General features: G+C 50.0%; 14 protein-coding genes. 6 read left to right on the forward strand and 8 right to left on the reverse strand.

The genetic code is table 11. From position 1 onward, the window contains the following. Positions 1-56: 56 nt before the first annotated feature. Complete coding sequence (gene yoeI / locus FEK42_RS02285) at positions 57-119, forward strand: membrane protein YoeI (RefSeq protein WP_010723108.1); 63 nt, start codon at positions 57-59, stop codon at positions 117-119. Then, positions 109-1,467: a putrescine/proton symporter PlaP gene (gene plaP / locus FEK42_RS02290; RefSeq protein ID WP_000019197.1), complete on the forward strand. Its 1,359-nt coding sequence runs from the start codon at positions 109-111 to the stop codon at positions 1,465-1,467. Before yoeI ends, plaP begins: the two co-directional genes overlap by 11 nt. 76 nt (positions 1,468-1,543) lie before the next feature. Here the strand turns inward: plaP and sbcB are convergent, their stop codons facing one another. Then, positions 1,544-2,968: an exodeoxyribonuclease I gene (gene sbcB / locus FEK42_RS02295; protein WP_135489127.1), complete on the reverse strand. Its 1,425-nt coding sequence runs from the start codon at positions 2,966-2,968 to the stop codon at positions 1,544-1,546. A 211-nt stretch (positions 2,969-3,179) separates the two neighbouring features. Here sbcB and dacD point away from each other — a divergent pair, with 211 nt between their 5' ends. The 4 genes from dacD (at position 3,180) to FEK42_RS02315 (ending at position 6,700) form a co-directional block, all read left to right on the forward strand. Beyond that, positions 3,180-4,346: a serine-type D-Ala-D-Ala carboxypeptidase DacD gene (dacD, locus tag FEK42_RS02300; protein WP_131161062.1), complete on the forward strand. Its 1,167-nt coding sequence runs from the start codon at positions 3,180-3,182 to the stop codon at positions 4,344-4,346. A gap of 118 nt (positions 4,347-4,464) precedes the next feature. Further along, the gene (gene sbmC / locus FEK42_RS02305; RefSeq protein ID WP_130208687.1) at positions 4,465-4,938 is read left to right on the forward strand and encodes a DNA gyrase inhibitor SbmC; all 474 of its coding nucleotides are present in this window, start codon (positions 4,465-4,467) and stop codon (positions 4,936-4,938) included. Positions 4,939-5,140: 202 nt separating this feature from the next. Next, positions 5,141-6,199, forward strand: coding sequence for an FUSC family protein (locus FEK42_RS02310; RefSeq protein WP_130216385.1), 1,059 nt, complete (start codon positions 5,141-5,143; stop codon positions 6,197-6,199). 171 nt (positions 6,200-6,370) lie between these two features. Further along, a complete protein-coding gene (locus FEK42_RS02315) occupies positions 6,371-6,700 on the forward strand; it encodes a DUF496 family protein (protein ID WP_000450409.1) in 330 nt (109 codons plus the stop codon). 109 nt (positions 6,701-6,809) lie between these two features. Here the strand turns inward: FEK42_RS02315 and FEK42_RS02320 are convergent, their stop codons facing one another. Genes FEK42_RS02320 through pduO form a run of 7 tightly spaced genes read right to left on the reverse strand, consistent with a single transcriptional unit; the run spans position 6,810 to position 13,017 of the window. Continuing rightward, positions 6,810-7,253: a EutP/PduV family microcompartment system protein gene (locus FEK42_RS02320; RefSeq protein ID WP_135407150.1), complete on the reverse strand. Its 444-nt coding sequence runs from the start codon at positions 7,251-7,253 to the stop codon at positions 6,810-6,812. Between the two features lie 4 nt (positions 7,254-7,257). Continuing rightward, positions 7,258-7,608, reverse strand: a complete 351-nt coding sequence (gene pduU / locus FEK42_RS02325; protein WP_130259978.1) for a propanediol utilization microcompartment protein PduU — start codon at positions 7,606-7,608, stop codon at positions 7,258-7,260. Continuing rightward, complete coding sequence (gene pduT, locus FEK42_RS02330; protein ID WP_130257601.1) at positions 7,608-8,162, reverse strand: propanediol utilization microcompartment protein PduT; 555 nt, start codon at positions 8,160-8,162, stop codon at positions 7,608-7,610. Before pduT ends, pduU begins: the two co-directional genes overlap by 1 nt. 2 nt (positions 8,163-8,164) lie before the next feature. After that, positions 8,165-9,508: a 4Fe-4S dicluster domain-containing protein gene (locus FEK42_RS02335; protein WP_135492752.1), complete on the reverse strand. Its 1,344-nt coding sequence runs from the start codon at positions 9,506-9,508 to the stop codon at positions 8,165-8,167. Next, positions 9,505-10,617, reverse strand: a complete 1,113-nt coding sequence (locus FEK42_RS02340) for a 1-propanol dehydrogenase PduQ (protein ID WP_135492751.1) — start codon at positions 10,615-10,617, stop codon at positions 9,505-9,507. The genes FEK42_RS02335 and FEK42_RS02340 overlap by 4 nt, the downstream gene beginning before the upstream one ends. Before the next feature lie 10 nt (positions 10,618-10,627). Further along, a complete protein-coding gene (pduP, locus tag FEK42_RS02345; protein WP_138211724.1) occupies positions 10,628-12,013 on the reverse strand; it encodes a CoA-acylating propionaldehyde dehydrogenase PduP in 1,386 nt (461 codons plus the stop codon). Next, the gene (gene pduO, locus FEK42_RS02350) at positions 12,010-13,017 is read right to left on the reverse strand and encodes a two-domain cob(I)yrinic acid a,c-diamide adenosyltransferase PduO (RefSeq protein ID WP_130208671.1); all 1,008 of its coding nucleotides are present in this window, start codon (positions 13,015-13,017) and stop codon (positions 12,010-12,012) included. The genes pduP and pduO overlap by 4 nt, the downstream gene beginning before the upstream one ends. Between the last annotated feature and the right edge of the window lie 11 nt (positions 13,018-13,028).

The raw sequence follows: 13,028 nt of genomic DNA on the forward strand, positions 1-13,028 counted from the left end.
ACCGGATAGATATTTACTAAAAATCGACAGTTGTTGTCGCTGAGGAATCCAAAAAAATGGGGCAATTTTTTGCTTACGCGACGGTTATCACCGTAAAGGAGAATGACCATGTCGCATAACGTTACTCCAAACACCTCTCGCGTGGAATTGCGTAAAACGCTTACGTTAGTTCCGGTTGTAATGATGGGTCTTGCCTATATGCAGCCGATGACGCTGTTTGATACTTTTGGTATCGTTTCAGGCCTCACGGATGGTCATGTGCCGACAGCCTATGCGTTTGCATTGATTGCGATCCTGTTTACGGCTCTGAGCTATGGGAAGCTGGTTCGCCGCTATCCTTCTGCTGGCTCTGCATACACTTACGCCCAGAAATCCATTAGCCCGACTGTCGGCTTTATGGTGGGTTGGTCTTCTCTGCTCGACTACCTGTTCGCGCCGATGATCAACATTCTGCTGGCGAAAATCTATTTTGAAGCTCTGGTGCCTTCCATCCCATCGTGGATGTTTGTGGTGGCGCTGGTGGCCTTTATGACCGCCTTTAACCTGCGTAGTCTGAAATCCGTAGCGAACTTCAACACCGTAATCGTGGTGTTGCAGGTAGTGCTGATCGCGGTGATTCTGGGCATGGTTGTGTATGGCGTATTTGAAGGTGAAGGCGCTGGTACGCTGGCGAGCACGCGTCCGTTCTGGTCCGGTGATGCACATGTCATCCCGATGATTACCGGTGCGACGATTCTGTGTTTCTCCTTTACCGGCTTTGACGGCATCAGCAACTTGTCGGAAGAAACCAAAGATGCAGAGCGCGTGATCCCGCGAGCGATTTTCCTGACCGCGCTGATCGGCGGCATGATCTTCATCTTTGCAACTTACTTCCTGCAACTGTACTTCCCGGATATCTCTCGCTTTAAAGATCCGGATGCGTCACAGCCTGAAATCATGCTGTACGTTGCGGGCAAAGCGTTCCAGGTTGGCGCGCTGATCTTCTCCACCATTACCGTACTGGCGTCCGGTATGGCGGCGCACGCAGGCGTAGCGCGTCTGATGTACGTAATGGGTCGTGACGGCGTGTTCCCGAAGAGCTTCTTCGGTTATGTACACCCGAAATGGCGTACTCCGGCGATGAACATCATCCTGGTTGGCGCGATTGCTCTGCTGGCAATCAACTTTGACCTGGTAATGGCAACGGCGCTGATTAACTTTGGTGCGCTGGTGGCGTTCACCTTCGTTAACCTGTCGGTTATCTCGCAGTTCTGGATCCGTGAGAAGCGTAACAAGACGCTGAAAGATCACTTCCAGTATCTGTTCCTGCCGATGTGTGGTGCGCTGACTGTAGGTGCGCTGTGGGTTAACCTGGAAGAAAGCTCAATGGTTCTGGGGCTGATCTGGGCGGCTATCGGTCTGATTTACCTGGCTTGCGTGACTAAGAGCTTCCGCAACCCGGTTCCGCAGTACGAAGACGTTGCATAATCTTTAAATCCGGATGACATAATCATCCGGTAAATCTAAAAAAAGCCGGAGTTTATATCGCTCCGGCTTTTTTGTTTCAGACGATCTCTTCCGCGTACTGCCAAAGCGCTTTTAACAGCGCTACTTTCTCTTTGTCATCGGCATATTGTTGTGCCAGCATCTGCAATTCATCAGCATAACCTTGCAAAAATTCTGCTGTGAAGACCTGACGGCGGTGCTCCAGCCAGCGTTGCTGCTCGGCGTAATCCAGCGTCCCCGGGAAGTTACGCGCCCGATAATTGAACAACAGTTTCTCAATCCGTTTATCGACAAAGGTGATATCCAGTGCCGGTAAATTACGCGGCTCGGTTTCCAGCACAATTTTCATTGCTGCGCGATCGGCGTCACTGAAAAAGCCATTATAGAGCTGTGCATCGACGTTATCTGAAGGTGTAAATGGTTCGGCTTCAGCAAATATCGCAACCACTTTTTCGCGCACTTGCGGGTTTTCACGCAGAATTTTCAGGTTATCGAGACAATGCTGACGATTAATTCCCAACCTGTCGGCATCTTCCGGGCGCAGCGTATTCGCCTGCGCCAGCACCGGGCATTTATTGATATGCACCAGCTTAACCGGGACTGCGGCGTTATCGCCCAGATCGGCCTTTGCGGTATACAGACGCTCGCGCAGCGTGTCGCTGTCCAGCTCCAGGAGTGGCGAGATATCTCCCGCCAAATCCACCATAATCACGGCATTGCGATTTTCCGGATGCCACGCCAGTGGCGCCACCCAGCTGGTATTGCCGCGCCATGCGCCAAACATACCGGAAACATGTACCAGCGGTTTCATCTGCGGTACATCAATCAACGCCGTCAGTTTGTGCTTATTACGATGGGTAAAGAGATAATCAAACAGCCGTGGTTGACGTGTTTTCACCAACTTCGCCATCGCAATAGTGGCGTACACATCGGCCATCGCATCGTGGGCGTTGCTATGTTCAATACCATTAGCTTTGGTTAAATGTTCAAGTCGAAAGCTCGGTAAACCATCTTCATTTTCAGGCCAGTTAATCCCCTCCGGGCGCAGGGCATAACAGGCACGCATCACGTCAAGCAGATCCCAGCGAGAGTTATCATGTTGCCAACTCCAGGCATAGGGATCGTAAAAATTACGATAAAAGATATTGCGTGTAACTTCGTCGTCAAAACGCACATTGTTGTAACCAAGAATACAGGTCTTCGGTACGGTAAAAAGCGAGTGAATACGGGCGGCAAAGGCAGCTTCGTTTTCCCCTTTTGCACGCGCTTCCTGTGGAGTGATGCCGGTAATTAACACCGCCCCTGGCTGGGGTAAATAATCGTCCGCAGGCTTACAGTAAAAGACTTCAGGTTCGCCGATAATATTGAATTCGCTATCAGTGCGAATGGCGGCAAACTGCGCAGGGCGATCTAACGCGGGGTGCGTGCCAAAGGTTTCGTAATCATGAAACAAAAAGGTAGATTGTTGCTTACCGTCATTCATCGTTAGGTTAAATCCGTTATTTCTGTTGTATGCCAGAGTATCAAATATCACCGTGCTAATCAGCTTTAGAGCGATATTTTGGCTGCGTGTGAAAACAGATGATGTCAGATTAAAATGAGATAAATGTCACATTTTCTTGCACTTTATTCCAGCCAGTTCATCAGGATTTCCGTAAAAAGAACAGCTATTGGAAACACCTGAGGATTTGCTGTTGAAACGCCGTCTTATTATTGCTGCTTCTTTGTTCGTTTTTAATTTATCGTCTGGTTTTGCGGCGGAAAATATTCCCTTTTCACCCCAACCTCCGGAGATTCATGCGGGATCATGGGTTTTGATGGATTACACAACCGGACAGATCCTCACGGCGGGTAATGAGCACCAACAACGTAACCCTGCCAGCCTGACTAAGCTAATGACGGGCTATGTCGTCGATCGCGCTATCGATAGCCATCGCATAACACCAGACGATATTGTTACTGTGGGACGCGATGCGTGGGCGAAAGATAATCCGGTCTTTGTCGGCTCTTCACTGATGTTTTTGAAAGAGGGCGATCGCGTATCGGTACGTGATTTAAGCCGTGGATTAATTGTTGATTCCGGCAATGACGCCTGTGTGGCGCTTGCAGATTATATTGCCGGGGGGCAACGGCAGTTCGTCACAATGATGAACAATTACGCTGAAAAGTTGCATTTACAGGATACCCATTTTGAAACGGTTCACGGTCTGGATGCGCCGGGCCAGCATAGCTCAGCCTATGATTTAGCCGTGCTTTCTCGCGCCATCATCCACGGCGAACCTGAGTTTTACCATATGTACAGCGAAAAAAGCCTTACCTGGAACGGCATCACCCAGCAAAACCGAAACGGGCTATTGTGGGATAAAACCATGAACGTTGACGGCCTGAAAACCGGGCATACATCCGGGGCCGGGTTTAATCTCATTGCTTCGGCGGTGGATGGGCAACGTCGTCTCATTGCAGTGGTAATGGGGGCTGACAGCGCAAAAGGTCGTGAAGAAGAGGCTAGAAAATTACTGCGTTGGGGGCAACAAAACTTTACTACGGTGCAAATTTTGCACCGTGGGAAAAAGGTCGGTACGGAACGCATCTGGTATGGTGATAAAGAAAACATCGCACTGGGAACGGAACAAGAATTCTGGATGGTGCTGCCGAAAGCGGAGATCCCTAATATCAAAGCAAAATATACCCTTGATGGTAAAGAACTAACTGCGCCAATTGCTGCTCACAAGCGGGTAGGGGAAATTGAGCTGTACGACCGCGATAAATTGGTTGCGCACTGGCCATTGGTAACCCTGGAATCTGTCGGTGAAGGCGGTATGTTTTCCAGGTTGAGCGATTATTTCCACCATAAATCCTGACCTTTATTTAGCGCCGACTGGCAGGAGTGCGAGTCCGCTCGCATAATCAACACTCATTCCTTGTGGTATTTACATTGCAAAATACACTGTACAAAAAAACAGTGTATGTGGAGGCGTCATGAACTACGAGATTAAGCAGGAAGATAAACGTACCGTTGCAGGTTTCCATCTCGTTGGCCCGTGGGAACAAACGGTGAAGAAAGGTTTTGAGCAGTTGATGATGTGGGTAGACAACAAAAAAGTTGTGCCTAAGGAATGGCTTGCCGTCTATTACGATAACCCAGATGAAACACCTGCCGAAAAGTTACGTTGTGACACGGTGGTTTCCCTGGAGAACAATTTCACTCTACCGGAAAACAGTGAAGGCGTGATCCTGACGGAAATCTCCGGTGGGCAATATGCGGTTGCCGTTGCTCGCGTAGAAGGCGATGATTTTTCTACGCCATGGTATCAGTTTTTTAATACTCTCTTGCAAGACAGTGCTTATCAGATGTCACCTAAGCCCTGTTTCGAAGTTTATCTTAATAACGGAGCGGAAGACGGCTATTGGGATATTGAAATGTATGTCGCAGTGCAGCCGAAAATGGGTTAATGCTGGTGCAACAACAGGGTGTTAACCTGATTGCTTCGCTGTTTTTCGTCATGTAAAAGGGTAAAATTGACCTTCAGACTTCTGATAATCCCTTCGGGAATGTTCCGGATTACTTTTTGTAAGTCGGCTGGACACTTGGTTTAGTGTCTGGCCGCAGTAATCGTTCTGAGTTAACTTTATCCTTATTTAACGGAGTTCCAGCGTGCGAGCTGATAAGTGCCTTAGTCCGTTTGAAATTCGTGTGTACCGTCATTACCGTATCGTGCATGGTACTCGCGTCGCACTAGCATTCCTGCTGACTTTTCTCATTATTCGCCTGTTTACTATCCCGGAAAGCACCTGGCCACTGGTCACTATGGTGGTGATCATGGGGCCTATCTCGTTTTGGGGTAACGTCGTCCCTCGCGCCTTTGAACGTATTGGCGGTACGGTGTTGGGGTCGATTTTAGGTCTTATCGCTCTGCAACTGGAGTTAATCTCTTTACCGTTGATGTTAATCTGGTGTGCAGCAGCCATGTTCCTTTGCGGCTGGTTGGCGCTGGGCAAGAAACCTTATCAAGGCTTATTGATTGGTGTGACGCTGGCGATTGTTGTTGGTTCCCCGACAGGTGAAATTGATACGGCATTATGGCGAAGCGGCGATGTGATCCTCGGCTCTTTACTGGCAATGTTGTTTACCGGTATCTGGCCACAACGGGCGTTCATCCACTGGCGCATTCAACTGGCGAAAAGTCTGACCGAATATAATCGGGTCTATCAATCAGCATTCTCACCAAACTTACTCGAACGCCCACGTCTGGAAAGCCATCTACAAAAACTCCTGACCGATGCCGTGAAAATGCGTGGGCTGATTGCACCCGCCAGCAAAGAAACCCGTATTCCAAAATCGATATATGAAGGTATCCAGACGATTAACCGTAATCTGGTTTGTATGCTGGAGCTGCAAATCAATGCTTACTGGGCCACGAGGCCCAGTCATTTTGTGCTACTGAATGCACAAAAACTGCGCGACACACAGCAAATGATGCAGCAAATAGTGCTGACTCTTGTTCATGCCCTGTACGAAGGTAATCCACAGCCGGTTTTTGCTAATACAGAAAAACTGAACGATGCTGTGGAAGAGTTGCGCCAGTTGCTCGCTAATCATCATGATCTGAAAGTCGTTGAGACGCCGATTTATGGCTATGTATGGCTAAACATGGAAACGGCGCATCAACTGGAGTTACTGTCAAATCTGATTTGTCGGGCTTTACGCAAATAAATTCCGACCTTCAGAATCAAATTGCTGCTGCTTCGATTCAGCAAGGATAAAGGGTATGATAGTGAACAGGGATAAAAGCATTGTCATCTGCGGCAGCTATGAGTAATGTTGGCCCTAACGAATAGCGGTTGCTTAAACGAATCCGACTCTCACATTATCAGGGGTATAAAAATGGAAACTACCAAGCCTTCATTCCAGGACGTGCTGGAATTTGTTCGTCTGTTCCGCCGTAAGAACAAGCTGCAACGTGAAATCCAGGACGTTGAGAAAAAGATCCGTGACAACCAGAAACGCGTCCTGCTGCTCGACAACCTGAGCGACTACATCAAACCTGGTATGAGCGTTGAAGCAATTCAGGGCATCATCGCCAGCATGAAAGGCGACTATGAAGATCGTGTTGATGATTACATCATCAAAAATGCTGAGCTCTCCAAAGAACGCCGCGATATCTCCAAAAAGCTGAAAGCTATGGGCGAAATGAAAAACGGCGAAGCGAAGTAATTTCTACTTTATTCAATGAGGATTGCCGGGCAATCCTCATTGTTCATTGATTCTTTTCTCACTGTTGTAAGTCATCATTCCCATCTCATAACATATTGAAATCTCTGGCTTAACGACTGCCTTCTTCTGTATGCAATAAGGCAAGAAGTTCTGCAACCCCGATGTTATCTACCGCACTGGTCATTAACACCTTTCGAGCTCCGGCTTCCCGTAGCCAGCATTTCACCAAAGATATCTGTTCTTCACTGGCTAAATCCACTTTGGTGACTACCCCAATGACCGGGCGATTCATTGACGTGGTAAAGCCTGGCGAAAAAGGGGACCACGGCGCGTCTGCATTAAGCACCAGCGCGATAATGTCCGCTTCGCAGGCACTGACCAGCAGTGCGCTGTAAAGGTTACGGTTTTCGAGGTATTCTCCGGGCGTGTCAATAGTTGCCGGGGACCAGACGATTGCCTGCGTTTTCTGATACTGAATATTCTCCCCGCGCAGGCATTGTGTGAGTGATGTTTTTCCGCACTGGCTGGGGCCAATGAGCATCATGCGTCGCATAGTGTCAGGTCCGAGTAATGGGGCAGGCGGTAAAGTGCATCATTTCGCCCAGCGTGCGGGTGACCTGGCTAAGCGCATATTCGATGGCGGAAACATCGCCAGTCAGAACTACCGCGCCGGTAAAACGATCAAGAAAACCAATCTCCACAGCGCCTGATTTTGTAGCGATATCACATGCGATGATAGATGCTTCGCTGGGGGTAATCGTCAGAATGCCAATAGCGGAAACGGTGTCCGGTAAGCCTAATTTTTTAAACAGATCCTTTCCAGGATTGGCAATAACATGTGCCAACGTGACCTGTTTACCGGGGACATATTCCTGAATCATTCGTTCAGTCGTGTGCTGAGTTGACATTATCCCTCCACCATCTGACGCCACATGGCTTCATGCGGACGGGCAATTACCGAGCGATAGACCAACAAACCTTTTTCCCCCGCTCGCTCGCTGGCGACAGATACCGCGTTATTAACATCAGAAATATCGCCTGCCACTACCATGTAGCATTTACCGCCAATACCAAAGGCCATATGTACCCGTACGAGCGTGACGTTTGCCGCTTTCACTGCACAATCGGCAGCGTCAATGCAGGCCGCTACACTCCAGGTTTCGACTACACCGACAGCCCGTCGCTGGTCAACATGGTTCAGACCGCTGATTGCGGGCAGGATAGTGGGATGAATATTAGGAAGGACCAGACTGTCGACCAGCATTTCACCTGCAAGGGAAGCGCCGCTGTTGATGGCCTGCTGTACTGCACCGACATCGCCTCCGAGCATCAGCAGAAATTTACCGGGGCAAAGCGTTTTGCTGACCAGTAATTCAACGTTGGCGCTTTTCAGCATGGCATCGCCGGTTTCCATTCCTTTCGCGATACTGCTAAGTTCTAAAATACCTACCGCTTTCGACATGGTTAACCTCTCACTATCGTAATCGCGTTTTCTGTCACATCGCTGACCATGCCATCAATACTGGCATGAACAGGGGCGCCTAATGTGCCGTGTGGAATTTGACCTACGCACTGCCCACGAACGACGCGATCGCCGTTTTGTACACACGGAATTGCGCTGGCACCGATGTGCTGACGTAACAATAGTGTCACTTTTTCGGGTTGTGGTACGTGTTCAGACAATGGCGCGTCCTGATACCACGTGGCTAATCCCAATCTTGCCACCAGCCGTTTTACTGGAATCAGCCGATAATTTGCCATGACATCCTCAGGATTTAATGCACCTTCGTAACGGAGATTTTTGGCGCGTAATTCCTGCTTAAGCAGGCGGTTTATGCGCATGGGTGAAATACCTACCGGGCAGGCAACGCTGGCGCAGACGTTGCACTCCGAACAGGTGAGCGCTGTCAGTAACAGTTGCGGCGTAGCGAGCTGTTGGTAGTTAACTGCACGTACTAACAAATGTGGTGATAGTTCGTGACCAATTAAATGGCGTGGGCAGAGATCGGTACATAAGCGGCATTGTTCACAAACGGTTTTCGCGACGGCAAGTACGCTACGGTCATCCTGCATTCGACGTTGGAGCAGTGAATGAGAGTTGGGTAAAACCAGCAGGCCGCCAGTGGTTTTGCTGACTGGCGTATCGAGCGATGTGATCAAACTCCCCATCATCGGACCGCCATTGATAAAACCAGGATTATCTACCGTTGCGCCTCCCGCCAGCGCCAGTACCTCGCGTAAAGAGATCCCGATGGGAACGGTCACCGTTACGGGTTTAGCAACTGCACCATTAACGGTTAGCGTTCGGCGCGTTACCGGATACTGCTGCTCAACAGCTCTGGCAATATTCAGCACAGTCTGGACGTTATTGATGACTACGCCGACGCTAATGGGCAACGCGGCTGGTGGAACGCGGCGACCTGTAGCCATCCAGATGGTCAGCACTTCGTCTCCTGCGGGGTAAACGTCGGGCAAAATATGCAGGCGGATATCAGGCGGTAGTAATGGTGTGAGGGCGTTTATTGCCAGTTGATACTTTTCTTTCAGCGCGATGATTCCGCTACTGGCCCCGGTGGCTTTCATTGCATAGTGAACACCGCGAAGCAGGCGGCTGGCTTGCTGTGCCATTAACTGCTGGTCCACTTTCAACATGGGTTCGCATTCCGCCGCATTCACCAGGAACGTATCAACACGTGCTTGTAGCTTGATATGTGTCGGAAATCCTGCGCCACCAGCACCAACAACGCCTGCTGCTTGTACTCGCTCGCGGATCGTCTGACCGTCGCAGGACGTAAACTCGACGTTCATAACAACTCCTCAAGCAATTCTGCAATAGCATTGGTATCAGCCACACGTGGGTTGGTACGCAATGTAGCATCCGCCAGCGCCGCCTGAACCATATCGGGAATACGTGATGACCATTCTGCTTTTTTTTCTTTCAGCGCATTGGCGAGAGTCGGTATTGAACACGCTTTTTTGAGCTGTTCAATATGTTGAATGAGTGCATTCAGGCTTGCGGTGTCATTGGCATTGTCCGGGCATAAATGACACGTTTTAGCCAGCCGGGCGTAGCGTTTGGCGGCGCGAGGATCGCCAGCATTAAAACGAATAACTGACGTCAGCAGGAGCGCATTCGCCAGACCGTGGGGCAAATGAAACTGCCCACCGAGTTGATGGGCAATCGCATGATTTAACCCAAGCCCCGCCTGACTAAAGGCAATTCCTGCAAGCGTCGAGGCATTATGCATTTTACCGCGGGTGGCAATACAATCGCCTTTCTTCACTGCAGTGGGCAGGTATTGAAAAACAATTTGCACGGTTTTTTCGACCAGTGCATCCGTGAAGTCACTGGCGCGGGGAGAAACATAGGCTTCAAGCGCATGGGTTAAAACATCCATTCCGGTATTGGCCGTTATTGCGGGTGGCACGCTGACGACCAGCGAGGGATCGAGGACTGCGATATCCGGATAAAGTGCATTATCGAAAAGGGGATATTTAATCCCCTTCTCAGGATCGCTGATGACACAGGCGCTGGTCACTTCTGAACCAGTGCCGCTGGTGGTGGGGATGGCTACGCAGGTTTCAATTTCGATAGCACACTGGCGACTAAACCAGACAATTGCTTTTGCGGCGTCCAGTGCAGAGCCGCCGCCAAAACCGATAACCACATCCGGGCGCAAAGTTTGCATCTGAGAGATGCCTTTTACCACTGTCTGGATAGTTGGATCGGGCGTTATTTCGCTAAAAATACTGAGACGATTACTGTCGGGCAGCGCCTGGCGCAATGTATCAATCAGCGGTGAGCGTGCCAAAAAAGCGTCGCAAATAATCCAGATGTGCTTATTGGTGAAACGACTAAGCACTTTGAGACTTCCCGGTCCGCTGTATAAACGCGTCTGCAGTGAAAAAGTATTCATTTCCGTTTCTCTAGCGAATGGAAAAGCCGCTGGTTAACACACAGCGTCGTGAGCGGGCAAAAGTCCGGGCTGACGTTGTCCCTTCTCCGGTCGGTGTAGCAATAGTGAAGGTCGTAAAGCCTTCGCCGCCGACGCCAATACCAGCCCAGGAAGGACCGTTTTTGACAAAGATTGAAGTTTGCATAACGCGCGCGGCAAGGTTGAGCCGTGAGATGTTCTGCGAGTGCATAATTGCGGTGTGATGCAAACTGTCTTCTACATTCAACGCCAGTGTGAGGGCGCTATCAAAATCGTTGACCTTCACAATGGGTAGCATTGGCATGAGTTGTTCGCTGGTAACCCAGCTATCATCGGCGTCAACAACGGCAATCAGTAAGCGCGGCGCTTTTACTGGCAAAGGGAGGCCAGCGGCCTCCAGCAAGGTTGATGGACTTTTGCCGACCAGTTTTTTGTTGGCGACGCCGTCTGGCAGGCAAACAGCACGCAATTTTTCAGTTTGTTCATGGCTAAGAAGAAGGGCGCCAAAACTTTGCATCTGTTGAATCAAATAATCAGCCACTGACGCCACGACGATCAGACTTTTTTCAGCGATACATGGCAGGTTGTAATCAAACGAGGCTCCGTTGATGATGTCTTCGGCAGCTTTCACAATATCTGCCGTTTCATCGACGATGCAGGGGGGATTACCCGCACCGGCACCAATCACTTTCTTGCCACTTTTCATTCCCATGGCGACGATGCCCGGACCGCCGGTAATCGCCAGAACGCTGATTTTAGGGTGCACCATCATCTGTTCGGTTGCGGCAAAGGTCGGTTCAGATACAGTAACGATCAGGTTATGAATGCCACTACAGCGAAACGCGATGTCTTCGATTATGGCGATCAATTTCAGCGAGACGTTTTGGGCTCCTGGGTGAGGACTGAAGTAGACGCTATTACCAGCTGCCAGCATGCTTATGCTGTTGTTAATGATGGTTTCCGTGGGATTGGTACTTGGCGTGACCGAGCCAATAACCCCAAACGGGGAGTATTCAAACAAAACCATGCCACCATCACCGGTCAGTGCCGTGGTGGTTAAATCTTCAATTCCGGGCGTGTTATCGAGTGCCGCTTTGTTTTTTAAGTACTTATCTTCTTTATTTCCCATCCCCGTTTCGTTCGCGCTCTCTTCTGCCAGTTCTGTAAGGCGGGGCGTTAATTCTTCGCGAATGGCGCTGATAATGGCGCTGCGGGTTTTAAGCGGACACTGTTGAAAGCGCAAAAAGGCCAGATGTGCAGCGCAGACAGCTTCATCGACAGTCTGGAAAATACCGTTTTTTTGCGTTTGTGATGACGCGGGGACAAGCTGTTCGCGCAGAATATTGCGGATCAGTGTTTCTAATTCAGAGTTATTCATTGGTTTTCTCCCACGTTAATTGCCGTCATTGCGCTTTGGGCAATATCCATGTCTTGTTCAACGCTACCACCACTAATACCAAGCCCTCCAAGCAGTTTTCCGTCACGCCAGAGGGGGAAGCCGCCACCAAAAGTGACGACTTTGCCTTGCATATGGCTTTCTAGCCCGTAAAGTGGCGCCCCCGGTTGCACGGTATCCGTAAGCTTGTGTGTTGCCGTTTTCATCGCCACGGCGGTCCAGGCTTTTTTCGGTGCCAGTTCACTGCTAACCAGAAGTGCATCAGGCATCCGCCAGGTAACACTTTCTGTTCCGTTGGCATCGACAATGCTGATAACAACGGGAATATGCAGTTCATCCGCACGCATTGCCGCGCTACGAATGAGCTGATGAAGATCCTGAAAAGTGAGCGACATCGTGCGTTCCTTCAATGCTGAAGTGTGGTTGGCTTCGTGATAACGTTTTGTGATTTCCTGAATCATCAGGTTCTGATGAGCAACGTTGTCTTCCACGCGGGCGAGGGCATACAGGCAATCGGAAAGCCGGTTAATATAGTGCAGCAAAACATGGCGGACGGAGGCTTCCGTTGTCAGTTCAACCAGACGCCTTTCAGCTCTCCGGGCCACGGTGCGGGCGAAATGCATGCGGCTCGCGGCTTCACAACGTCCTGGCAGAATGAAACAGTGAACTGGAGGAACAGCGCTCATTGCGCTATCGATCGCTTTTTCAAGTGCGGCAATTTCTTCCGTACTGATGTAACGCTGCTGCGCTGATGGCTGCTCGCTTTCACTGGCGAGTTCGGCGCTAAACCAAAATATCTGTTGCTGAATGGCTTCCAGTAATATGCGATGGCTTTCGATGGCGGTGGCGCAATAACACAGACTGAGTGTCGCGTTCAGTTCATCCAGTGTGCCGTAGGCTTCGACGCGTAGATGAGTTTTACTCACGCGTTGTCCGGTAAATAGAGACGTACTTCCTGAATCACCTGTGCGGGTATAAATCGCCATCTTTCAACTCC

It is taken from the genome of Escherichia sp. E2748 (assembly GCF_005781125.1).
Lineage (GTDB): Bacteria > Pseudomonadota > Gammaproteobacteria > Enterobacterales > Enterobacteriaceae > Escherichia.